Origin of the sequence: Rothia sp. SD9660Na (assembly GCF_030064065.1) — a bacterium.
Classification (GTDB): domain Bacteria; phylum Actinomycetota; class Actinomycetes; order Actinomycetales; family Micrococcaceae; genus Rothia.
On sequence record NZ_CP125946.1, the window covers coordinates 100,270 to 121,424 of the forward strand.

At 58.3% G+C, this 21,155-nt stretch carries 24 protein-coding genes and 6 pseudogenes; 14 read left to right on the forward strand and 16 right to left on the reverse strand.

The features are described from left to right. Positions 1-93: 93 nt before the first annotated feature. The 4 genes from QM007_RS00550 to QM007_RS00565 all read right to left on the reverse strand — a co-directional run bounded on the left by QM007_RS00550 (position 94) and on the right by QM007_RS00565 (position 2,695). Positions 94-732 carry a hypothetical protein gene (locus QM007_RS00550; protein WP_283490087.1) on the reverse strand — a complete coding sequence of 213 codons (639 nt, stop codon included), beginning with the start codon at positions 730-732 and terminating at the stop codon, positions 94-96. Positions 733-860: 128 nt separating this feature from the next. Beyond that, on the reverse strand, positions 861-1,502 hold the full coding sequence (pdxT, locus tag QM007_RS00555; protein WP_283490088.1) for a pyridoxal 5'-phosphate synthase glutaminase subunit PdxT: 642 nt from the start codon (positions 1,500-1,502) through the stop codon (positions 861-863). Positions 1,503-1,504: 2 nt separating this feature from the next. After that, positions 1,505-2,422, reverse strand: a complete 918-nt coding sequence (gene pdxS / locus QM007_RS00560; RefSeq protein ID WP_283490089.1) for a pyridoxal 5'-phosphate synthase lyase subunit PdxS — start codon at positions 2,420-2,422, stop codon at positions 1,505-1,507. 123 nt (positions 2,423-2,545) lie between these two features. Then, positions 2,546-2,695 (reverse strand): hypothetical protein, encoded by a 150-nt coding sequence (locus QM007_RS00565; RefSeq protein ID WP_283490090.1) that lies wholly within the window; start codon positions 2,693-2,695, stop codon positions 2,546-2,548. A gap of 260 nt (positions 2,696-2,955) precedes the next feature. Here QM007_RS00565 and QM007_RS00570 point away from each other — a divergent pair, with 260 nt between their 5' ends. Continuing rightward, complete coding sequence (locus QM007_RS00570; protein WP_283490091.1) at positions 2,956-4,407, forward strand: glycoside hydrolase family 16 protein; 1,452 nt, start codon at positions 2,956-2,958, stop codon at positions 4,405-4,407. Here the strand turns inward: QM007_RS00570 and QM007_RS00575 are convergent, their stop codons facing one another. After that, complete coding sequence (locus QM007_RS00575) at positions 4,408-4,536, reverse strand: hypothetical protein (RefSeq protein WP_283490092.1); 129 nt, start codon at positions 4,534-4,536, stop codon at positions 4,408-4,410. A gap of 70 nt (positions 4,537-4,606) precedes the next feature. Here QM007_RS00575 and pdxR point away from each other — a divergent pair, with 70 nt between their 5' ends. The 3 genes from pdxR (at position 4,607) to QM007_RS00590 (ending at position 7,381) form a co-directional block, all read left to right on the forward strand. Beyond that, entirely contained in the window at positions 4,607-6,208 is a 1,602-nt protein-coding gene (gene pdxR, locus QM007_RS00580; RefSeq protein WP_283490093.1) for a MocR-like pyridoxine biosynthesis transcription factor PdxR, read from the forward strand. Between the two features lie 58 nt (positions 6,209-6,266). Next, positions 6,267-6,917: a hypothetical protein gene (locus QM007_RS00585; RefSeq protein WP_283490094.1), complete on the forward strand. Its 651-nt coding sequence runs from the start codon at positions 6,267-6,269 to the stop codon at positions 6,915-6,917. A 68-nt stretch (positions 6,918-6,985) separates the two neighbouring features. After that, positions 6,986-7,381, forward strand: coding sequence for a hypothetical protein (locus tag QM007_RS00590; RefSeq protein ID WP_283490095.1), 396 nt, complete (start codon positions 6,986-6,988; stop codon positions 7,379-7,381). 128 nt (positions 7,382-7,509) lie between these two features. On the opposite strand, the gene QM007_RS11060 is transcribed toward QM007_RS00590, so the two are convergent. Both QM007_RS11060 and QM007_RS00595 read right to left on the reverse strand, forming a co-directional pair. Then, complete coding sequence (locus tag QM007_RS11060) at positions 7,510-7,791, reverse strand: hypothetical protein (protein WP_502949063.1); 282 nt, start codon at positions 7,789-7,791, stop codon at positions 7,510-7,512. After that, the gene (locus QM007_RS00595; protein WP_502949064.1) at positions 7,694-8,524 is read right to left on the reverse strand and encodes an FAD-dependent phenol hydoxylase family protein; all 831 of its coding nucleotides are present in this window, start codon (positions 8,522-8,524) and stop codon (positions 7,694-7,696) included. Before QM007_RS00595 ends, QM007_RS11060 begins: the two co-directional genes overlap by 98 nt. Between QM007_RS00595 and QM007_RS00600 the strand changes: the two are divergent. Both QM007_RS00600 and QM007_RS00605 read left to right on the forward strand, forming a co-directional pair. Next, positions 8,493-8,765 (forward strand): annotated as a pseudogene (locus QM007_RS00600) (aldehyde dehydrogenase family protein); the annotation flags it as partial. The gene QM007_RS00595 and the pseudogene QM007_RS00600 sit on opposite strands and share 32 nt — an antisense overlap. Before the next feature lie 12 nt (positions 8,766-8,777). Next, positions 8,778-9,866, forward strand: coding sequence for an enoyl-CoA hydratase/isomerase family protein (locus tag QM007_RS00605; RefSeq protein WP_283490097.1), 1,089 nt, complete (start codon positions 8,778-8,780; stop codon positions 9,864-9,866). Positions 9,867-9,956: 90 nt separating this feature from the next. Here the strand turns inward: QM007_RS00605 and QM007_RS00610 are convergent, their stop codons facing one another. From QM007_RS00610 to QM007_RS00630, 5 genes and pseudogenes are all read right to left on the reverse strand, one after another. Further along, positions 9,957-10,160, reverse strand: coding sequence for a hypothetical protein (locus QM007_RS00610; protein ID WP_283490098.1), 204 nt, complete (start codon positions 10,158-10,160; stop codon positions 9,957-9,959). Between the two features lie 638 nt (positions 10,161-10,798). Further along, positions 10,799-10,999: a hypothetical protein gene (locus QM007_RS00615; protein WP_283490099.1), complete on the reverse strand. Its 201-nt coding sequence runs from the start codon at positions 10,997-10,999 to the stop codon at positions 10,799-10,801. Positions 11,000-11,013: 14 nt separating this feature from the next. Next, positions 11,014-11,241 (reverse strand): hypothetical protein, encoded by a 228-nt coding sequence (locus QM007_RS00620; RefSeq protein WP_283490100.1) that lies wholly within the window; start codon positions 11,239-11,241, stop codon positions 11,014-11,016. Between the two features lie 5 nt (positions 11,242-11,246). Continuing rightward, entirely contained in the window at positions 11,247-11,597 is a 351-nt protein-coding gene (locus QM007_RS00625; protein WP_283490101.1) for a hypothetical protein, read from the reverse strand. A 99-nt stretch (positions 11,598-11,696) separates the two neighbouring features. Then, positions 11,697-12,026 (reverse strand): annotated as a pseudogene (locus QM007_RS00630) (AMP-binding enzyme); the annotation flags it as partial. Positions 12,027-12,076: 50 nt separating this feature from the next. On the opposite strand from QM007_RS00630, the gene QM007_RS00635 reads away from it, so the two are divergent. From QM007_RS00635 to QM007_RS00655, 5 genes and pseudogenes are all read left to right on the forward strand, one after another. After that, on the forward strand, positions 12,077-12,247 hold the full coding sequence (locus tag QM007_RS00635) for a hypothetical protein (RefSeq protein WP_283490966.1): 171 nt from the start codon (positions 12,077-12,079) through the stop codon (positions 12,245-12,247). 25 nt (positions 12,248-12,272) lie between these two features. Further along, complete coding sequence (locus tag QM007_RS00640; RefSeq protein WP_283490102.1) at positions 12,273-13,055, forward strand: enoyl-CoA hydratase; 783 nt, start codon at positions 12,273-12,275, stop codon at positions 13,053-13,055. A gap of 370 nt (positions 13,056-13,425) precedes the next feature. Beyond that, positions 13,426-14,148, forward strand: a pseudogene (locus tag QM007_RS00645) (phenylacetate--CoA ligase family protein). Between the two features lie 65 nt (positions 14,149-14,213). Next, positions 14,214-14,831 (forward strand): TetR/AcrR family transcriptional regulator, encoded by a 618-nt coding sequence (locus tag QM007_RS00650; RefSeq protein ID WP_349361490.1) that lies wholly within the window; start codon positions 14,214-14,216, stop codon positions 14,829-14,831. A gap of 25 nt (positions 14,832-14,856) precedes the next feature. Next, the gene (locus QM007_RS00655) at positions 14,857-15,549 is read left to right on the forward strand and encodes an MOSC domain-containing protein (protein WP_283490104.1); all 693 of its coding nucleotides are present in this window, start codon (positions 14,857-14,859) and stop codon (positions 15,547-15,549) included. Positions 15,550-15,554: 5 nt separating this feature from the next. On the opposite strand, the gene QM007_RS00660 is transcribed toward QM007_RS00655, so the two are convergent. From QM007_RS00660 to QM007_RS00665, 3 genes and pseudogenes are all read right to left on the reverse strand, one after another. Beyond that, on the reverse strand, positions 15,555-15,830 hold the full coding sequence (locus QM007_RS00660; RefSeq protein ID WP_283490105.1) for a hypothetical protein: 276 nt from the start codon (positions 15,828-15,830) through the stop codon (positions 15,555-15,557). Continuing rightward, positions 15,797-15,967 (reverse strand): annotated as a pseudogene (locus tag QM007_RS11065) (phospholipase A2 family protein); the annotation flags it as partial. The gene QM007_RS00660 and the pseudogene QM007_RS11065, both read right to left, overlap by 34 nt. A gap of 95 nt (positions 15,968-16,062) precedes the next feature. Then, on the reverse strand, positions 16,063-16,443 hold the full coding sequence (locus tag QM007_RS00665) for a hypothetical protein (RefSeq protein WP_283490106.1): 381 nt from the start codon (positions 16,441-16,443) through the stop codon (positions 16,063-16,065). A gap of 955 nt (positions 16,444-17,398) precedes the next feature. Here QM007_RS00665 and QM007_RS00670 point away from each other — a divergent pair. Next, a complete protein-coding gene (locus tag QM007_RS00670; protein WP_283490107.1) occupies positions 17,399-19,555 on the forward strand; it encodes an HtaA domain-containing protein in 2,157 nt (718 codons plus the stop codon). Positions 19,556-19,644: 89 nt separating this feature from the next. Here QM007_RS00670 and QM007_RS00675 read toward each other — a convergent pair. Further along, a pseudogene (locus QM007_RS00675) lies at positions 19,645-19,893 on the reverse strand (3-hydroxyacyl-CoA dehydrogenase family protein); the annotation flags it as partial. Between QM007_RS00675 and QM007_RS00680 the strand changes: the two are divergent. Then, positions 19,892-19,975 (forward strand): annotated as a pseudogene (locus tag QM007_RS00680) (AraC family transcriptional regulator); the annotation flags it as partial. The pseudogenes QM007_RS00675 and QM007_RS00680 overlap by 2 nt on opposite strands. A gap of 135 nt (positions 19,976-20,110) precedes the next feature. Next, a complete protein-coding gene (locus tag QM007_RS00685) occupies positions 20,111-21,118 on the forward strand; it encodes an LLM class flavin-dependent oxidoreductase (protein ID WP_283490109.1) in 1,008 nt (335 codons plus the stop codon). Positions 21,119-21,155 lie beyond the last annotated feature (37 nt).

Genomic DNA, 21,155 nt, shown 5'->3' on the forward strand with positions numbered 1-21,155 from the left:
GGTTCTAAGTAAGCAACGTAGTGGCCCTCAGTCTCATCTGACAGTCACACGGACCCTGGCATCCTTTGCTGCGGCAGGCCAGGGTTGCTTTATTTAAGGCAGTTCTAGAACGTTATGCTCAAAGGGCTCCAGATATTCTGTGTTCCGGTGTGAAATCTTTTGGCGCATCGCTGAGGACGCTAAATCAGGCAACCATAGAAGAGGCTCTTGACTCGGAGAGACCTGAACCAATCTCGCAGAACGTCTCGCGAGCCCTTCTTTGCGTGCCTTTTCCATGGTTCTCTGGTCTTTCCCCCGCAAACTCTTGCCACGCCTTGCTTCAAGAACGAAAAGGTCAACCTCTTGACCTGAAAGGAGCGGCTGGTTGTTAAGCTCCTGAATGAGCCGCAGAAAACACTCCACACGTAGCTCTTCGGGCTCTTTTTCTGCTGAAGTTTTGATGGAGAAGACGCAGGGTTCTTCCCCTTGTCCAAGATAGGTTGCAAGTTCTAATGCTGTTTCCCTACCTTCTTTGGTGGTGAGGTTCTCGGTGGTGTGCCAGTAGCTCCCTCCAACAATTTGCTGAAGCTCGTCCCTCATTGCTGCAAAATTTTCGGGCGCAATAATGACTGCGGTCAGCACGTAGAAGGCGGCTTCACCGCTATGTTCTTCCGCCGTTCGATAGGTTTCATCAATGAAAGCAACAGGCTTTTTGCCGTTTTGGTTGTAAGCCTGCTCTAGAACTGACTTCATGTGAGGTTCCCTTTGCAGGTTTGCTAGCCCAGATACACCAACAGTACTACTATTTTGGGTGGTGAATCTTCAGCGGCGGCGGACGCTTCTAACCGACCGCGCCAGCCGTCTGCCTACAAGGGGTTGAGTTATGGTGAGGACGCTGCCGCCCGGCTAGCCAGGCCCAGCAAGGCCCGGTGCACGGTGGTGTCGCCGGTGAGTTCCGGGTGGAAAGAGATGCCCAACAGGTGGCCCTGCTGCACCCCGACCACCTGTCCGGCGTGACGGGCCAGCACGGTGACGTCCTCCCCCACCCGGGTGACGATGGGTGCGCGGATAAAGGCGGCCTTGACCGGCCCCTGCCCGCCTGCGCCGGTCAGCTGACCGGAGCCGTCCGCCCCGGTAGCGCCCCAGGCCAGCTCAGCCTCAGCCGAGTCAATCTGGGAACCAAAGGCGTTGCGGCGCACGGTCACATCGAGCAAACCCAGGGTCTGCTGGCCTGCCGCCGGGTCCTCAATCTCCCGAGCCAGAAGAATCAGCCCGGCGCAGGTGCCCAGGGTAGGCAAGCCGCCCCCGATAGAGTCAATCAGGGGCTGACGCAGGCCAAAAATCCTGGTCAACCGGTCAATGGTCGTAGACTCACCACCGGGAAGAACCAGGGCATCCAGCCCCTCCAGCTGCTCGGGGCGCTTGACCAAAACCACCTGCACCCCCAGCTTCTCCAGCAGGGACGCGTGCTCGGCAACCCCGCCCTGCAGGGCAAGGACGCCAACAACAGGGCGAAAAATCATTGTTACCAGCCACGCTCCGCCAGGCGGTGGGGGGCAGGCAGGTCTGCCACGTTGATACCGACCATGGCCTCGCCCAGGCCGCGGGAAGCGTTCGCAACCGCTGCAGGGTCGTTGTAGAAAGCGGTTGCCTTGACGATGGCCTTAGCGCGGGCCTCGGGGTTGCCCGACTTGAAGATGCCTGAGCCGACGAAGACGCCGTCCGCACCCAGCTGCATCATCATGGCAGCGTCAGCCGGGGTTGCCACGCCGCCAGCGGTGAAGAGCACAACGGGCAGCTTGCCGGTTTCGGCAACCTCGCGTACCAGCTCGTAGGGGGCAGCGAGCTCCTTGGCCTTGACGTAGAGCAGGTCGGGGGCGGTAGCGTGCAGGGCCTGCAGCTCGGCAATCTGGGTCTTGACGGTGCGAATATGCTTGGTAGCCTCGGAGACGTCACCGGTGCCGGCCTCGCCCTTAGAGCGAATCATGGCAGCGCCCTCGGTGATACGGCGCAGGGCCTCGCCCAGGTTGGTGGCACCGCAGACAAAGGGCACCTTGAAGGCGTGCTTGTCGATGTGATTGACGTAGTCAGCGGGAGAAAGGACCTCGGACTCGTCGATGTAGTCGACCCTGAGGTGTTCAAGAATCTGGGCTTCTACGAAGTGGCCGATGCGGGCCTTGGCCATAACGGGAATAGAGACGGCATCGATGATTCCCTCGATCATGTCGGGGTCGCTCATGCGGGCAACGCCGCCCTGGGCACGAATGTCGGCGGGGACGCGTTCGAGGGCCATGACGGCCACGGCGCCGGCGTCCTCTGCGATTTTTGCCTGGTCGGGGGTGACGACGTCCATGATGACCCCGCCCTTGAGCATGTCGGCCAGGCCGCGCTTGACGAGGGGGGAGCCGGTAACGGTGGTTTCTACGGTGTTGTTTTCAGTCATGGTTTCAACTGTGCCCGCCGATATGGTCTAAGAATAGGTCCACTTTCTAGCAAAGTTTTTAGACCACGGCAGGGCGCGGCCGCCCGTCGGCACGTTTTAGGGGGGGCAAGCTGTCCCCAAAACCTAAAATTTTTTGGCTCTGCCAGCCAGCTGATGAAGCGGTTTGGTGGACAAACTTCCCCCAAAATCTTTGAAAAAAGAAGCTATTTTGCCCCAAAAGCCGCCATTGGGGACGGGCTCAAATTTTTTCCAAAAAATTTTTTCACCAGACAAGCACCCTTTTACAAGGGTAAATAAAATTACTTCACGAGGAAAGTGGTAGTTTTGTCCCCACCTCACCTTGTTTTGTCCCCCAAACGTCCTATAAAGTTTTCAACCGAAGCACAAAGGGCTAACCCAAAGCCCACAGGCTCCACCCAGGAGCCACACGAACCCACCCCAGGGTTCACCCGGATTCCCCCCAAGAATCCACACCCTGGCTCTCCCCAAGAGTCTCCCACCCCAAACAAATACACACGAAAGAGACCCAAACCATGCTTTCTGTATCCCGCCGCAACTTCCTGTCACTGACCGCCGCAACCGCTGTAGCAACCGCACTGACCACCCAGGCAGCCCACGCAAACACCGGCACTGTGCTCAATGGCAACGGCCTGGCATCAGGCGTCCTGCGCTTTACCCCCCTGGCGGACGTCACCTACACCTCTCCCTTCGCTCAGGCCTTCGTCCACGCAGGTGCCTTCACCCCCGCAGGCGTCAAAACCTCCGACGCCCTGGTCGAGGCAACCTACACCACCTCACGCCCGTCCGCTGGCACCGTCTACACCCGCGTTATCGCACGACGCAACAGCACCGGCCGTGACTACTACACCGCGATGCTCTCCATCGCCAGCAGCGGCGCAATGACTCTGCACATCGAGCGTGTAGTCAACCACCGCACCGTCGTTCTCGGTCAGAAGGTTCTTGCAACCGCAGCCCCCACCCAGTCTTTCTCCTACGAACTGGCCCTGTCGGTACGCGCCACCCGCCTCGTCGCCCAGGTCATCGTCAACGGCCAGACTGTTGAGAACCTGATCGTGCAGGATAACCAGGTTCCCCTGCACGCCACCCCCCAGGGCACCGGCACCGGTATCAGCGCCTACGCAGGCCGCACCGTCCCCTCCACCCACCTTGTCTCCGTCGCTAAGGCTAAGGCAGACAACTGGGGCGAACACCGCGGCGCTCTGACCGCTTCAGGCTGGGGCAAGCTCATCTTTGAAGACGACTTCAATAACGGCGCAATCGACGGCACCAAGTGGCGCGTGCGCGACAAGTCCTACGTGGGCTACGACTCCGGCGTCAACCTCAAGGAAGCCGTTACCATGGGCGACTCCTCCGCCAAGATTTGGCTGAAGAAGCTGGCTACCCCCGTCACCTACAAGGACGGCAAGCTGCGCGAATGGGCCACCGGCTACATCGACACCATGGGCAAGTTCTCCGCTGAGAGCTTCCGCCTGGAATACCGCGCCAAGCAGCCCGCGTCCACCCCCGAGCACATCGGCGCCTGGGGCGGCATCTGGATGCGCCCCAACAACACCGCTCTTCTCGGTGAAATCGACATCTCCGAGTCCTACGGCTACACCTCCGGCAAGCAGAAGATCGACATCTCCAACCGCTCCGAGGGTACCGTTCACTACGGCCAGCAGCAGGGCAACAAGGCTAAGAAGAACGCCCTGATTCCCGTACTGGGCCAGAACCTTGCCGATGAATACCACACCTGGGCAGTTGAGAAGACTCCTGCCGGTATCAAGTTCTTCTTTGACGGGGTTGAATACCTGTTCGTCTCGTCAGAGGATCCTCGCTACCAGGCCGCACTGCCTGCTGGTGAGAAGTTCAACATCCGTTTGTGCATGCAGGCAGGTAATGCCTACTGGGGCGGCCTCGCTGAGACCACCGCGGATTGTGCAATCGAAGTTGACTACGTACGCGTTTGGGAGTACGTAGGCTAGTCAGATTCCCTGGGAAGAATCTGATGCGAGAGGGGTACCGGCGCCAGCAGCCCGGTGCCCCTTTTCGTTATGTTTGGGGTAGATGCCCGCCGCGTGTGCTTCGCGGCGGGCATTTTTTGTGGTGGACATTTTTCATGGGGTGCGGACGCCGGTGGGCTAGTATCGGGGGAGCGCGGCTTTGATGTCAGGGGAGGGTAGCGTGGCGGAATATTCACGGTTTGATCAGTTGCCGGTGAGCGTGTCGCGGTCGGCACCGGGTTCTTTGCCGTCGCAGGTGGCTGAGCAGATTCGGGCTCTGGTGCTGGGTGGTTTTCTGGTGGCGAGGGACCCGCTGCCTTCTACCCGTGCACTGGCTGAGCGGTTGAATGTTTCACGTGGAACGGTTGTTTTTGCGTATGAGCAGCTGGTGGGGGAAGGCTATTTAACGAGCGGACGCGGGGGCACCCGCGTAGCTGACCACCTCACACTGGGGGCTGCGGGGGTTTCCCGGTCGGCTATTTCAGTGGGGGAGGTGGGCTCTTCGCGTCCTGTCGCCGTGGGCGGGGAGGCGGGGCTGGCGTCCGTGCGGTTATCAGCCTCGAATACCAGTCTTGCCCGCCCCGCCACCCCCGAGGGTATCGACCTTCGCCCGGGCAACCCCGATACCTCCTTGGTGGCAAGTGCTGCCTGGCGGGCCGCCTGGCGGCAGGCGGCTGCTACTCCCGGTGCTGCCCACCCGCCTGCTGGCTCCTACGAGCTGAGGGCGCAGCTAGCTGAGCACCTGCGGCTGATGAGATCGGTGCTGCGCAGCCCGGATGACCTGCTGGTGACCGCCGGTGCTCGCGATGGCTTCCGCCTGATTCTTACCGCCCTGCGACGCAGGGTGCGTAACCGTCCACTTCGAATCGCGGTCGAGAACCCCGGCTACCCCTCCCTGCACCGCATCCCTCTCGCCTTTGGGCACAAAATCCTACCGATTGAGGTTGATGAGCAGGGCCTTAACCCCGCCCACCTGCCTACGGGGCCAAACCGGCCTGACCTCGTCCTCATAGCTCCTAGCCACCAGTACCCCCTGGGGGCTTCCATGCCGCTGGCGCGTCGCCTGGAACTGCTAGCCTGGGCACGCACCCACGACGCCCTGCTGGTTGAAGACGACTACGATTCTGAGCTGCGCTATGTGGGCGACCCTCTACCGGCTCTAGCTTCTCTTGACCGTCCGCCTCTGCCGGGCGGGGCCGAGGCCCACCCGGCTCGTTGGGCCTCCGACCGGGTAGTAACACTGGGGTCTTTTGCGAAGATGCTGGCTCCCGGCCTAAACCTGGGCTATGTGGTGGTGCCCCGCCACCTTCAGGCTGACCTGCTAGAACTGCGTGCCGATTTGGGCAACCCGGTGTCGTCGGTCGTGCAGGACGCCATGGCGGCCTTCCTCGCCGCGGGCGGGGTGCGCCGCCATACGGCACGCATGCGCCGGGTTTACCGCGGACGCCGGGAGCAGGTACTCACCGCCCTGCAGGGATTATCCGGCACCCGGGTGTTACCCATGGACGGCGGCCTGCACGCGGTTCTTCACCTGCCCGGCATTGACTCTGCGCGAGGGAGGGGCCTTGAGGGTGAACTGGTAGATGCCGCCCGACTAGAAGGCGTGCTTGTGGCCCCCCTGGGGGATTACTGGTCAGCACGGGCTGAGTCGGGGGAGGCCCTATACGGCCTGGTGCTTGGTTTTGGGGCCGTCAGTGACCGCAAGCTGGCTCTCGGTCTAGAAAGTTTGCGGCAGGTATTGGAAGGTTACTCTGCTGGTCTAGGTGCCCATTCTGACCACTAGGGCGTAACAGGCTGCCGGTAGATCGGCGGCTTTCAGCTTGGCTGGTTAGACTGGTGGGGTGACTTTTGATTCTCAGCACTCCAATTCCCGGCACACCGATTCCGAGCCCTCTGGCTCCCACCTGGCTGCCGGCAGGCAGCAGGCCGACCCCAAGCGTCCTCTGGACCCTGCTCTTGCAGCCGCCCTCACCGGCCCCACCCTGGTACATGCCCTGGTTTTCCTGGCCTTCGGCCTCACCACAGTTTTCTGGCAGCAACCGACCCTGGGCGTCATTACCGTCATGCTGGGTCTCTACATGCTGGGCTATGCAGGGGCGTCCTACCTGACGGCCCAAACCCTGCGCCGCGGAGGGGACGCCAGCACTGCCCAGGCCTTTACTTCCATCGCCCTGGTGCAGGCGGCCGGTGGTGTGCTGGCTTTTGTGGCCCCCCGCGGGGAATTCTGGCTGACCCTGATTGCCGCCTGCGTGCTGGGCTTGACCGGTGTGCTCAAGCTGCTCGCCGGTATGCGTACTAAGGCGAGTAACCCGGCGGCCCGTGACTGGCAGCTTGAGGGGGCTATCGTGACGCTTTCGGCGGCAGCCCTGCCTGTGGTCTCTGAGATTGGCGATAAGGCCATTATGGGTACGGCCGGTGGCGGCGCCCTAGTAGCCGGTATTTTCTTGGTGATCGGTGCGCTGTCTTTGCGCGCGGACGCCCGTCACGGCTAGGGGCTGTCGGGCAAAAGTGGTGCTCACCCCGTAGACTGGTGGAGAGTTTGTTTTCAGGAGGAATGGTCTTGGCTCAGAAGAGTGAATCACCCAATCGTGGGTTTAAGGCGCAGGTGCGCGGTCCGCTGATTATTGCGGCGGTCTTGGCCCTGGTGGCTTGCTTGGGCATCGTGGTTTTTGCAACCGGCGGTACAAATAACACCCCGAATGTGGTGCTGGCTTTGACCGTTGCCGGTGCCGTTTTTGTGGTCACCCTGGTCATGTGCGCAACCCTGATTCTGGTGGAGCGCCCCAACGATCCCGAGCTGGGTGAAGGTACCGGTATTAACCGGTCGTCCGCCAAGCTGTACGCTGAGGCCCGTGCCCGCCGCGAAGCTGAGGCCAAGCGCCGTGAGGCTGAAGAAAAGGAACGCCTGGGTAAGCGTATTGACGAGGCCAACGCTGCCCAGGACGGCCAGCAGTAGGTCTGATTCCGTAAGGCAGAAGGGCCGGGGCGGGTACCAGTGGTGGTACCTGCCCCGGCCCTTTTATGGTTGAGGCTCTAAGGCGCCGGGTGCCCTAGGCTTTGGGGTGCCGTATCCCTCGGGGCGCCCTAAATCTCGGGATCGATGAAGACCCCGTTGAAGTAGGCAGCTAGGGCAGCGTGGTCGGCCAGGGGTAGGACTGCACCCACGTACTGGTCGGGGCGCGCGACTACCACTATGCCGTTGCGGGAGAGTTTGCGTTCTTCGAAGATGTCTTCATCGGGTAGGGTGCAGTAGATGTTCTCCCAGTACTCAATCTGGTAGGTGCCTACCAGGGGGGCGGAAGGCTGCGGGGGCGTCGGTGGTCTCGAACTCGGTGTAGTTCTGCTGGTAGACCACCACCGGCTCAATCAGGGCATTAAAATCTGCTCCCTCAGTTCGGTAGCGCACGAAGGGGGAGGTGGCGTCCTGGGTCAAGAAATCGCTCAGGGCCCGCACCTTCGAGTCGGCGGACGCCGGGTGTGCGGCATTGGCGAAGACGTAGAGTCGGTAGCGGCCGTCAGCTACTGCTTCATGCCCTAGGTGGCGGGGGTAGGCGTTCTCGCGGCGATTCACACGGGCTGAGCGGAACCGTTTGCCCACGGGGAATCCCTCAGCCAGGTGCTGGTGCTCGGTACCACCGGTGATAAGAGAAGGCTTGTAATCGGTCATGAACCCGGCCGGGAACTCTGCGGTTTTCATGTAGAACTCTTCAAGGTATTCGGGGCTGGGTAGGTCCTCGGGTTTGGTAGCCATGAGGGTGGACCACTCTTTATCGAAGTCAATCAGGTTCTTGGCGATTTCCTGGCGTTCGCCGGAGTAGGTATCGACATCGTCGAAGTGGTCGGTGAGGTGGTGGCCGACTTCGTAGACCGAGTGCCAGGCCACGTTCTTCACGTCGATGGAGTAGGGGTGGTAGATGGCGTTGGCGCGGTCAATGATTTCTTCAATGGGGGTGGAGCGTACGGCATGGTTGTCGTCGAGGGGGACTTCGCCCAGGTCAACGTAAACACGGGCCAGGTGGCCGCCTTCGCGTGGGATATGCAGGATGGAACCCTTGGTGGCCCTGCCCACCAACCACGAGTTCGGCAACGGCGTTGCCATCTACACCCGCGACGGCGACACCGCCCGCGAATTCGCCCGCCGCGTCGATGTGGGTATGGTAGGTGTGAACGTGCCGATTCCCTACTACACCTTCGGTGGCTGGAAGGCCTCCGGCTTCGGCGACCTCAACCAGCACGGGCCCGACACTTTCTGCTTCTACACCAAGACCAAGACGGTAACATCTCGCTGGCCCTCCGGCATTAAAGAGGGCGCCAGCTTCGTTATGCCCACCGGTAACTAAAGGAGACCCACCGTGACCGATACGCCCGGCACCCAGCCGACCGAGAGCGTCCTAACCGAAAAGCGCGGCAGCCTGGGGGTTATCACCCTCAACCGCCCGCGCGCGGTCAACGCCCTCAACGCCGAGATGATGCAGCTGATGAACGCAGCCCTGGACGACTTCGAACAGGACGCCGGCATCACCGCCGTGCTCCTGAGTGGCGCCGGTGAACGGGGTCTTTGTGCAGGCGGTGACGTGGTGGCCCTCTACAAGGCCACCGGCGAAAACCCGGACCAGGGCGTGGACTTCTTCCGAGCGGAATACACTCTGGACCTGCGTATTTCCCGCTACCCCAAGCCCTTCATCTCCCTCATGGACGGCCTGGTGCTGGGCGGCGGCGTGGGCGTTTCAGCCCATAGCTCCCACCGCATCGTCACCGAACGCACCCGCACCGGCATGCCCGAAACCGTCATCGGCTTCTGCCCCGACGTGGGCGGCCTCAACATCCTGGCCCGCGCCCCGCAGAACCTTGGCACCCTCATGGCTGTCACCGGCCTGCACGTGACCGGGGCGGACGCGCTCGCCGTTGGCATGGCTGATTATTTCGTGCCGTCTGAGAAGCTCGATGGCCTGGTCGCTGCCCTTGAGAAGGTCGAGGGGGCGGACGCCGTTACCCGCGTCATTGAGGGCTTTGCGGCTGACGCACTTCCCTCCCAACTCGTGGAGAACGCCCACTGGATTGAGGGTGCTTTTGCCGCTGATACCGTTGAAGAAATTCTTGAGAAGGTCCAGGCAGTGGCTGATTCGGGGGCAGGCGGCGCCGAGTTCGCCGTTACGGTTCTGGCGGCCCTGCAGAAGAACGGGCCGACCGGCATGAAGGTGGCCCTGGAAGCTGTGCGCCGGGCCGGTAGCCAGAGCTTGGCAGAGACCCTGAACCAGGATTTTATGACCTCCTGTAATGCCCTGGTCCATCACGATATGCGTGAGGGTATCCGGGCCCAGGTGGTCGATAAGGACCGCAACCCGCAGTGGTCCCCTGCCAGCCTGGCGGAGGTCTCGCGCGAGAGCGTCCTGGCCTTCTTTGTTCCTACGGAAGCGGGGGAGCTGGGTCTAAAGTCCTAGCCGGGTACTGTACTGCCTGCTACTTCACCCCCTTGGTTCGCTCTTGACCCCCTTGATTTTCTTGGGGGTCAAGAGTGAACTGAGGGGGTGTTATTTTTCTTTGGGGCTTCTGCGCATCATTGCCATGGCGCGGATGGTGCTGTAGCCATGGATGGCGAAGCCTATGAGAAAGAGGATGAGGCCGGGGAGGAAGAGCTCATTGTGTTTGTAGCCGTGGTAGCCGAGCATGATAAAGCCGGTGAGGGCTATGAGAACTCCTGCCCAGTAGGTTTTTGAGGTAAACATCTTTTTCATGATGTCTTTGTTGTTCATTTTAGTAGTCCGTATTGTCCGAAAAGTAGCAGGTAGAGGAAAGCTAGTAATCCAAGGACGTTAGGCCCTACCGTTGTGAGGTATCTGCCTGCCGGGGTAGGGTTTTTGAAAATCATGGTTTCTGGCCAGACTGCCGGGTTTCCTTCTCTGATATTCTTTCGGGTGCGAAAGTAGAAGAAGGGTATCGTAAATAATGTACCGATGATGAAGCAGATATATACGTAATGAATAATTGTCATAAAGGTATTCTGAGTTTCTAGTTAACGGGTAGGGGAATGTTGAAGCTAAGGTTTGCACTGCAACCAAGGCCAAGCCCGGCAACGCCGCCGATGGCTCCGCTTTTGGGTGGGAAGCTCAAATCCAATCCTATGCCAAGATTAAGGTCAGCAAAATTTGCATTGTGAATGTCGTCGATGGATCCCCCTATATTGAGACAGAGAATGTAACAAGAGTTGAGGCCAACCTGGGTAGCTAATCCTGATGGGTCCATACACCCTGGTTTGGGTCATACCAGCGGACACCGAAGAGGAAGCGACCCATGCCACCTCGGTCAACGAGCCCAAAACGGTAGAGGAAGGGGTCAAACTTATCCCGGTCAGATGGTACATGTTGGTGAGTCTTTATTTTTGGGGCTTTCTGTACATCATTATCATGGCGCGGATGGTGTTGTAGCCGTGGATAAAGAAACCAATGAGGAAGATGGCAAGCCCAGGTATGAAGAGCTCATTGTGCTTATACCCGTGGTGGCCGAGCATGATAAAGCCAGCAAGCATAATCATCACGCCTACCCAGTAGATTTTTGAGGTAAGCATTTTTTTCATGATGTCTTTACTATTCATTTGAGTAACTCCGTTATGACCCAGAGCAATCCCATAAGAGCAAACCCAAGAGCTGTTCCTGCATAAAATAGTTTGTCTTTGAAAGTTCCAGGCTCTATACCAGGTAGAAAGAACCCACCACGTTTTCCGCTTACGCGGTCTGGATAAACTTTTATCCTGTAGATGAATACAGGAATTCCTATCAGGAATGCAATTGTTCCGATTGTTATGACTGAAATATTCATTTTTTCTACTTTACAGGCCAGGAGATTCCATAGGTTGTAGAAGCACCGCCTCCTAAGCCTAATAAAATTCCTCCGTAGAGGTCATTATCGCTTAGTGAATTAGCACTGCCGCCACCTTCTAATCCAAACCCGTAGGCTCCGCCTGCTGAGCCTGAGGCAGACCATGAAAACTTCTCCACAGGATTTCCAGTGGTTCTTCCGATAAAGACACCAGCGCTAAGTTCTGCTCCAGCTCCGAATTCAAGACCAAGTGAAACATCTTCACCGTCGTCGGAAGCAATAATAGTGAAACTGCCACATGTGCCTGCACACATGCCAAATCCGAATTGCCATGCAGCTAATCCCGCTGGATCCATACACCCCACCACGAATGTGACTCATATTCCCGAAAGGGTGTTGTTTTAACGCCCGCTTGGGAATATGAGTCACATTCGTTGTAGAGGGAGATAGCTTGCCTAGCCCCTGAGGTCCGGGAAGCCCGTGTCGGCGAACTCGTGGTCGTAGCCCTCGCTGGTGGTGCGGGCGGCCAGAGCTGCGGCGCTCTTCTCGCCGTGTCGGCCGTAGAACTCGTTCTCACGGGCCCGCAGTTCCACACGGCGAATCTTGCCCGAAATGGTCTTGGGCAGCTCGTAGAACTCAATGCGGCGCACCCGCTTGTAGGCAGCCAGGTGGTCGCGGGCGTACTTGAGAATATCCTTAGCAGTCTCAGCCGTTGGCTCACGCCCAGCAGCAAGCACAACGTAGGCCTTGGGCACAGCCAGGCGGATTTCGTCGGGTGAGGGAAGCCAACCGCGACTACGAACCTGGCTTCGCTACCGCCCTCATGAGCAAGGACATGGGCCTGGCAGTTGCTGCCCTCGACACCGCAGGGGTCAACGGCGAACTCGGCAAGCGCGCCGCAGATATCTATACTCACCTAGTAGAAGAAGGGCGCGGCACCAAGGACTTCTCAGACGTCATTAACGCCATTCGTGAGGCCGACGGCTCACCCGTCTCAGGTATCTAACCCCCTACAGCAAGGAGAAACACCCGTGACTACCTACGAGAACATTCTGGTTGAAACCCGCGGCCGGGTAGGGCTGATTACCCTCAACCGCCCCAAGGCCCTCAACGCCCTCAACGATGCCACCATGCGCGAGGTTGTTGCCGCCGCAACCGACTTCGACCGCTCGCCTGAGGTGGGGGCTATCGTCCTGACTGGTAGCGAAAAAGCGTTTGCCGCTGGCGCCGATATCAAGGAGATGTCGTCCCAGACCTACGCCAGCATGTACGCGGCCGACTGGTTTGCCCACTGGGACAACCTCACCCGCCTGCGCACCCCCATCGTGGCTGCCGTCAACGGCTACGCCCTGGGCGGCGGGTGCGAACTGGCCATGATGGCCGACATGCTGGTTGCCGGGCCTTCCACCAAGTTCGGCCAGCCCGAAATCAACCTGGGGGTTATCCCCGGCATGGGCGGCTCCCAGCGTCTTATTACCCGTGCTGTGGGCAAGGCTAAGGCCATGGACCTCTGCCTGACCGGGCGCTTTATGGGGGCGGACGAAGCCGAGCGGGCAGGGCTGGTATCGCGCCTGGTGGAGCAGGACGCAGACATCCTCCCCACTGCCCTTGAGATGGCGGAGGTAATTGCCTCTAAGTCTAAGTTTGTGGCCCAGGTCTGCAAGGAGGCTGTTAATGCCGCCTTTGAGACCACCCTGACCCAGGGGGTTGCTTTTGAGCGCCGCACCTTCCACGCTCTTTTTGCAACCGAGGACCAGAAAGAGGGCATGGCTGCCTTCGTTGAGAAACGGGAGGCTGATTTTAAGCACCGCTAAAGTGTTGCGCGTCTCATCAAAGTGTGGCACAGTTGGGTTGAGTGAATAACTGACCAAATGGTCACTAAATACTTTGGAGGCACAGTGAGCGTAACCCACCCCATGCTTGAACGCAATCACGCCAGCGACTGGATGGGCATTCGCGTGCTCACCGCCCAGAGCATCACTGTGGGGCGGCAGGCGTCGACGTTAACTACATCGCCTCAGCCTACGAAGGGCAAACCCTACGAGCAGAAGCGAACCTCACAGCACAGTACGGGCGCAACAGCATCGTTGATGTGACCGCCACCTGCGGAGACAAACTCATCGCCGAGTTCCGCGGTCGTGGCCGCTCCATCAAGCCCCCAACAGCCACGGAAGGACACCAGGCATGAGTACCTACAAGGCCCCCTCTTGCAGCGTAGAAAACCCCTACACCCCGGCCCCTCGAGCCGCAGACCCCGGCGCTCCGGACCCCGAGGAGCTGATGAGTCGCGACCAGATTGAGGCCCTCCAGTTCGAGCGCCTGCGCTGGACCCTGCACTACGCCTACGAAAACGTGCCCGCCTACAAGGTACACAACGCCTACGGCTACGGCCTCTTCACCGGCGGCCTGGGTGCCCACTACGGTGCTGAACATCTGGGTGCGGCCGTCATTCCTATGTCTGGCGGCCAGACCGAAAAGCAGGTTCAGCTCATTCGCGACTTTGAGCCCGATGCGATTCTCTCCACCCCCACCTACCTGCTGACCATCGCCGACGCCTTCCGCAAGCTGGGCATTGACCCCAAGGAAACCTCTCTCAAGACCGCTGTGCTGGGTGCTGAGCCCTGGACCCAAGAAATGCGCCGCGAAATTATCGACCCCTTCGATGACACCGTGCTCGATCTAGGCTGCCCCGGCCGCATGGATGAGATGACTGTGCGCATCTAACGCCGCGAAGAGTTCACCCTAGAAGCCGCCGAAGAGGCCGGTAAGCGTCTGCTGCACGATATCAAGACCAAGATTGGTTCTACCTGCCGTATCGAGGTGCTGGACCCGGACGTCCTGCCCCGCTCCGTCGGCAAGATCCGCCGTATCTACGACTACCGCAACAAGCCCAAGGGCAACGAATAAACCTACTCGCCTGCGGGCAGGTTTGTTAGCATGTAGGGGGCTCCCTACCCGTGTGTGAGAGGAAGATGCTGTTGAGCACTCAGTCCCAGCCCGCCAAGCGCGGCCGCCCCGGCTATGACCGCCAAGAGGTGCTGCGCCTGGCCGTAGAGGTCTTCAACGAGCACGGCTACGACGCCACCAGCATGGACATGCTCGCCAAGCGCCTGGGGCTGACCAAGAGCGCTATCTACCACCACGTGGCCAGCAAAGAAGAGATTTTACGCATCGCCCTCGACCGTGCTCTCGACGCCCTTGACGAGGTGTTTGAGGCTGGCGAGAGTTTAGAGGCGGACGCCCGCGAGCGGCTTGAATTTGTGGTGCGCCAGACCGTGTTTGTGCTGGCTGAGCACCTACCCTATGTGACCCTACTGCTGCGTTTGCGCGGTAATTCCCCGGCCCAGCAGGCTGCTCTCGATAAGCGCCGGGCCCTGACCGGCCGCCTGGCGGCCCTGGTGGATGCTGCCCAGCAGGCTGAGCAGGTGCGGCAGAGCGCGGACGCCCGCACCCTGGCCCGCTTGATTTTCGGCATGATTAACTCCCTGGCGGTCTGGTACGACCCGGCCCGCGGCGGCGACGTTGAGGCCCTGGCCGATACGGTCGTCGATATGGCCTTTCGGGGAATTGCGGCAGGCCCCCGCCCCTAGATGCGGTGCAGGGTATCGTAGACCTATGACTGAAACTCACTCCGCACTTACCTTTCCTGGCCTAAGCCCGGTGGGGGCGCGCGTCCGCTCCACTAATCGCGGGGCAGAAATGCCCAGCCCTACAGGTAAGGGAACGACCGGCATTAATAAGCAGCCGGTAGATTCGCTGGAGGTTTTTGCCCCGGCGCCCGGCTATGGCAACGGCTCTGGTGTGAGCGGGGATTTTGTGGGAGATGCCAAGCACCACGGCGGTGCTGACAAGGCGGTTTATGCCTTTGCCCGGGAAGAATTGGATTACTGGGCCGAGCGCTTAGGTGCCCCCTTGGCTGACGGGCAGTTCGGTGAGAACCTGACCACCGAGGGTATTACCTGGAGCCGGGTTCTTATCAACCAGCGCCTGGCGGTGGGCACGGCCGTGCTTGAGGTGTCGGTGCCGCGCCAGCCTTGCCGCACCTTTGCCGACTGGCTGGGTCAAAAAGGCTGGGTAAAGACCTTTACTGAGCGTCAGGAGGCCGGCGCCTACTTGCGCGTTATCCAGCCCGGCACCGTCACGGCCGGGGATACTATTACTTTTCTGCCTGCCCCCAATCATGCGGTGACTATGGGGCAGGCCTTTGCGGCCGCTATGGGTGATCGTGCCGCCATGCAGGCCGTGGTAGAAGCAGGCTGCTACCCGCCTTTCTACCACGACCGGCTACTGGCTAAGCTGGGGTGCTAGCTGGCTCATCTGCCTACTTCATGTGGTTTATTTTTTGACTTAGCCTTTGATACGAAAAATGCTATAAGCCATAAAATTCCGGTTATTGCGGCCATGAGGAAGCCCATGAGAGTAAGACCTGCGGCGCCTATGTTTGGGTCAGAAGACCCCAGGATATCAGCCTCTATAAATATCCAAATGTAGCCACAGATTCCTGCTAATAGGCATATAAAAAATATAGATAGTAATATTTTACGAGTTTTCAAATTTACCCAGCTCCTGTGCCCTTGTAAAATTTCCATCCGAATGCTCTAACAAAATTGTAGTATGTATCTGCAATCCTGTGGCATGCGGTGCGCTTAATTCCTGTGTAGACGCGATTACACTCTGTGTAAAGTTGGCTATGAAAAAAGAGGTCGCAGTCAGCACGGCTTACTGGGCTAAAACTGGCATAGCAAGCATCATGATTATTGCAGGCTGGCCTAAAATTTGCCTTCCAATAGAATCAGGGGAAGCAGTGCATCCATTGGGTTGCTAGCTAGCAAATGCTTCGAGTGTCGGCCTGGGGTTGAAGGCTGCCCCTGGGGATTCATAATCAACAGAGCGAGTAGCATCTATCATGGAAACTATTTGGTTGATATCACTTTCTGTCGCTATTTCGTTAAGAGCCAGAATTTCTTCGGGAGTAAATTCTTCATGGAGGATTTTATAATTTGGAGGGGTAATGTTTGATAGAGAATCTTTACTCGCCTCGGCAACGACATAATATTCCGCATGAATTATGGATTGTTCGCTTGACATGAACGGCAAGGTTGAAGATGTGGTGGTATTTGTGCTCGCAAATGATACTGTGGGAAGCGCAATAGTTGCAATACAAGCTGGGGTAAGAGCTTTGTTGAATGATGTAAATTTCATGGGATAGTCTCCTTGAGTGCTTGGCCAGTCATCTTTGACTGAGACTTGGGGGTCAAGAACGATAATTGTAGAAAAATTCTATCATTTCAATATTTGGGCAAGCAAGACTTTTTGTAAATTATTTTTTTTGAATACCTACAGGTCAGAAGCGAACTGGTCGCCGATGGCTAGCTCGGCTAGGGACTTGCGGAGGGGAGCACCCCCTCGCCCGACTCTACCTGGGCGCGGGCGACGGTTGCGGCGTCCGCCCCGGGGTGCTACACCCCGGTCAGGGCAGTGAGCTTATTGGGGGAGCCCTTGATGAAGCTGGGGACCGGTGCGGGGGTGCTCGTCATTGAGAAATCCTTACTGTTGGGAAGCCCGGAAATAAATGACCGAGCGTTCAGTTATTGGTATAAACTATAGTTCACATCACAGGTGAGGAAAAGCCTTGCACCCCTTGGGGAACAGGGCGGAAAGGACGCTCATGGGCGAGCAGGTGCTCGAAGAGTCCGCCGAGCGGGTCGTGGCCACCACGCCGGTGGAGGGCAACCGCCATTCACCTGGGCCGTTCCCTGACCACCCACGAGGTCATCATCACCCACGAGGACACAGGGGTGCACCTGTACACCCTGCGCATAACCAACTTCATCAAGTAGGTACTACCATCTAGCTCGAAAAAACCCGCGGACTACGTGGGTTTTTGATTCAGATGGCACCTTCCGGAGGGGGTGGTGTGGTGTGGTGTGGTGTGGCTGGAAAAAATTAAGTCATATTTTTATGATTTAAATCGACTACATGCTTGCTATTAGCTAACACTCTCACTATGGTTAGGTTATCCTAATTAATTTTAGAGATGGAGTGATCCATGCCTACACACACCATAGTGACCAAGAACCTTGCCCTTGCGGCTATAGCCTTTCCCCTCATCGCAGGCGCACCCCAGGCAACTTTCGCCTACCCGGATACCGCACCTGTGCTCACCACCTTAGCGACCTCAGAAGAACAGCAAACAAACCTCTCACTGAACTGGGGCATCCGACCCTCCTTCGTCAGCTATCTTGGCGGACACTACGCACTCAGCGAAGGAGCCAGCGAACACAACGGCACCTACTCCTTCCCCGTACAAGAGGCACAGGGCAACGAGCAACACCTTGAAATCAAGGCCGCGGGAAAAGTCCAATTTGCAGAGTACTGCGAAGACCGCAATAATACAGACACCTGTAAACTCGACCTCACCTTCTCGAACCCCAAGATCATTCTCGACGCTAACGGAGAATCATCGCTTACCTACACAGTACGAACTCGCAACTACTCCAGCGGCAAAATTGAAGGCCCCCACGAAGTCAAAATGGCAACCCTGGATCTACGCGGGGCAAGTCAAACTGATCACAGCAACGGAACCGTTACCTGGAAAAATATTGGCGCCAACCTCACCGAGGACGGCGCACACGCCTTCTCAAACTTCTATGACCCGGGTACAGCTCTAGATGCCCTAGAAATTACTTATAGCGGCCCCGTGCTAGATGTTGATGCTTCTCCGTTCACAGTCAAAGAATCTTGGAATACCGGATTTGAATACGACAAGGTCCATAAACTGTACGATATGGGTGGAAAACTGGTTCATCTGGGGGTAAACACCTATGACCCGGCCGTTCCTGCCGCCACTGTCATCGATGCTAGGACCTTGGAGCCGCTCTCTGTAACAACTGAACTACCGGTTAACGGCTACCTAGCGGCAGCAGCAGATACAGCTACCGGAGCTCTATATATCTACAACCAAGACCAGCAATCCATTGAGAAGTATAGACTCAACGGTGAAAATAAGCTGGTTCTCGTGGAGACCATCGCATCGGTTGATACAAGCGGACTTACAGTGATGGCACTTGGTTATAACCCCCACAGCAAAGCTCTAGGGCTGCTGGCCCTCGACGGGAAAGGTAGCGGTAACTTCACCTTCATTGACCAAGAAGGTACCGTAACGCAACAAAATCTTCCAGATCCGCTTGAGATTTCACCTACCTTAAAAACAGCCTCTGTCCAAGATGCTGTCTATCGATCAAACTATTATGGGGAAACCTACTCCTTCCTTCGTCCTGGTCGTGTTCTTGAGCCCCTGGCTAACGGTTCGTTTGTGTGGGCTCCAGCAAGTACCGCCCAATACTCCAGCGGTACCCCCATCATGCGAGGCTACCTCCTACAGTTTTCCCCACAGGGGGTGCAGGAAATCACTCAGACCATCCCGACTGACGGTACCGGGGCAGACATGCGCTCAATCAAGGTAGCAGGCGACTACCTGATGCAATGGAACCAGAACTACGGAGAAAGATCTAAAGTTCGAATCCTCAAAGCGAATGGCCAAGATTTTGACCTTGTCTATGAAGCAAGCCAGTTACCCCACGGCATTTCGAGTATCTCAGGTATGACTTTTGACGGTGAGCACTTTATTGTTCTCGATGCAGACACAGGTAAGGTTCACTGGCTTGATGAGAGCTTCAACCTGGTCTATGAGATGTCCATTGCAAACACCAAAAATAGTAACCAGAACGTTCCCTTGCTGCTAGAAACGGCCACACGTGATCTTATTCTGCCTACCGTGGTTGAAGATTCAGAAACCTACAGGGAAATCACCCATCTGGTGCGTCTTGAACGTTATGTTCGAGCTACGACACCGGACGATGAGGTTGAGCCAAATATTCCTCGGGATATAGTGCCGACCCCTCTTCCTAAAGAACCTGCCCCTACTCCGGGTACCCCAGAGGAACCTGCTCCTACCCCCGCCCCTGAGGAGCCTACGCCTACACCGGATGCTTCGGAAGAGGCCACCCCCGCTCCTGCAGATCCTGAAGAAGTAGAAACTACCCCTGTTCCTGCAGAGCCTCTTTCTACGCCGAATCAGACTGCACCTGCAGATTCTGCGTCCGTGATAGCTCTACAGCCGTCACCGGCCGCAGCGCAGACCGGTGGTGTAAAAACAACCGCAACAACCCCGTCGTCTCGTACAGAGTCTGCTACCTCTTCATCTCGTCTAGCTCATACTGGAGCAAGCTCCATAGCTTTGGTTGCTGTCGTTGGCTGCGTGGTAACAGGGCTGGGCCTGGCAATCATCTACCGTAGGCAGCGTAGCGAGTAGGTATTTGCTATCTACTGTATAAACATTAAGAACGTGCCGCACTAGTAGGCCCTAAAACCCTACTGGTGCGGCACTGGTGATAATTTGACCTAGCTGTAGTCATAGAAACCCTTGCCGCTCTTACGGCCCAGCTCCCCGCGGGCCACCATGTCGCGCATGAGCTGCGGCGGGGCAAACCGCTCACCCAGCTGCGACTCAAGATACTCAGCAATGCTGAGGCGGACGTCCAGCCCCACCACATCGGTCAGGGCCAGGGGGCCAATGGGGAACTTGTAGCCCAGCACCATGGCGTTATCGATATCCTCAGGGCTGGCTACACCCTCCTCAACCATGTTTGATCCCTCGCATGTGAGTAAGGCTTTTAAGGCTGAATACGGTGAATCGCCCTCGGCTTACCGGGCGAGAGTGCTGGCTAGCTAGCCTGTCGAAAAGTGCAACTGCCGTATGCAAAGTGACGGGCACTTGCACTTTTTCGATGGCATCTCCCTATCGCCTGTAATGCTTTCCTGGTAAAGTAATTCCTGTAAGGGAAATCAACCTGAAAGGCATACAATCATGGCACCCAAAATAGGCTTCCTCTCCTTCGGCCACTACGGCGACTACCCCGGCTCCAAAACCCGCACGGGCGCTGACATGCTCCACCAGGCAATCGACCTGGCCGTCGGCGCCGAAGACATCGGGCTAGACGGGGCCTTCTACCGCGTCCACCACTTCGCCCAGCAGCAGATGTCCCCCTTCCCCTTGCTGGCCGCCGCCGGGGCCCGCACGTCCACCATCGAGCTGGGCACCGGCGTCATCGACATGCGCTACGAAAACCCGCTCTACATGGCAGAACAGGCCGCCATGGTCGATCTCATCGCCGGCAACGAGCGCCTACAGCTGGGTATCTCCCGCGGGTCACCCGAAACCGTCTACAAGGGCTTTGCCCACTTCGGTTACCTGCCTGCTGAGGGCGAGGATGAGGCCGACATGGCCCGCCGTCACACCGCCCTCTTCCGCGGGGCCATCGCCGGGAAGGGCATTGCCCCGAGCGTTTCTGACCCCACCCAGCTTGACCCCATCACGCCCCAGTCACCCGGCCTGCCCCGCCGTATCTGGTGGGGTGCTGGCACCCGCGAGACAGCCCGCTGGACCGGCGAGCAGGGCATGAACCTGATGTCCTCCACCCTGCTGCTGGAAGACACCGGCGTGCCCTTCGACCAGCTGCAGGCCGAGCAGCTGCGTATCTTCAAGCAGGCATGGGCGGACGCCGGGCACGAGGGCGCCCCGCGCACCTCGGTATCGCGCTCGATTATTCCGATTATTGACGAGCAGAGTAACTACTACTTCGGCCTGCGCGCCCAGGCTGAGGGCCAGGACCAGGTCGGTATTCTGGACGGCGCCGTCTCCCGCTTCGGCAAGAGCTACATCGGCGAGCCCGACAAAATTGCTGAAGAGCTGGCCCAGGACGAGGCCGTGGCCGAGGCAGACACCCTGCTGGTGACAATCCCCAACATGCTGGGAGTGGACTTCAACCTGCGCCAGCTGGAGGCGATCGTCCGCGATATTAAGCCCGCCCTCTAGCCCCTTCCTGCCCCGAGCAAGGGGACCTCATTTCCAA

Bases quoted from the DNA above. Each gene is read 5' to 3' on its own strand.
- QM007_RS00550 (WP_283490087.1), bottom strand. From the start codon at position 732: ATGAAGTCAGTTCTAGAGCAGGCTTACAACCAAAACGGCAAAAAGCCT.
- pdxT (WP_283490088.1), bottom strand. From the start codon at position 1,502: ATGATTTTTCGCCCTGTTGTTGGCGTCCTTGCCCTGCAGGGCGGGGTT.
- pdxS (WP_283490089.1), bottom strand. From the start codon at position 2,422: ATGACTGAAAACAACACCGTAGAAACCACCGTTACCGGCTCCCCCCTC.
- QM007_RS00570 (WP_283490091.1), top strand. From the start codon at position 2,956: ATGCTTTCTGTATCCCGCCGCAACTTCCTGTCACTGACCGCCGCAACC.
- QM007_RS00575 (WP_283490092.1), bottom strand. From the start codon at position 4,536: ATGTCCACCACAAAAAATGCCCGCCGCGAAGCACACGCGGCGGGCATC.
- QM007_RS00595 (WP_502949064.1), bottom strand. From the start codon at position 8,524: ATGGCAACGCCGTTGCCGAACTCGTGGTTGGTGGGCAGGGCCACCAAG.
- QM007_RS00610 (WP_283490098.1), bottom strand. From the start codon at position 10,160: ATGAAAAAGATGTTTACCTCAAAAACCTACTGGGCAGGAGTTCTCATA.
- QM007_RS00615 (WP_283490099.1), bottom strand. From the start codon at position 10,999: ATGAAAAAAATGCTTACCTCAAAAATCTACTGGGTAGGCGTGATGATT.
- QM007_RS00620 (WP_283490100.1), bottom strand. From the start codon at position 11,241: ATGAATATTTCAGTCATAACAATCGGAACAATTGCATTCCTGATAGGA.
- QM007_RS00625 (WP_283490101.1), bottom strand. From the start codon at position 11,597: ATGGATCCAGCGGGATTAGCTGCATGGCAATTCGGATTTGGCATGTGT.
- QM007_RS00635 (WP_283490966.1), top strand. From the start codon at position 12,077: ATGGGCCTGGCAGTTGCTGCCCTCGACACCGCAGGGGTCAACGGCGAA.
- QM007_RS00650 (WP_349361490.1), top strand. From the start codon at position 14,214: ATGCTGTTGAGCACTCAGTCCCAGCCCGCCAAGCGCGGCCGCCCCGGC.
- QM007_RS00655 (WP_283490104.1), top strand. From the start codon at position 14,857: ATGACTGAAACTCACTCCGCACTTACCTTTCCTGGCCTAAGCCCGGTG.
- QM007_RS00660 (WP_283490105.1), bottom strand. From the start codon at position 15,830: ATGGAAATTTTACAAGGGCACAGGAGCTGGGTAAATTTGAAAACTCGT.
- QM007_RS00665 (WP_283490106.1), bottom strand. From the start codon at position 16,443: ATGAAATTTACATCATTCAACAAAGCTCTTACCCCAGCTTGTATTGCA.
- QM007_RS00685 (WP_283490109.1), top strand. From the start codon at position 20,111: ATGGCACCCAAAATAGGCTTCCTCTCCTTCGGCCACTACGGCGACTAC.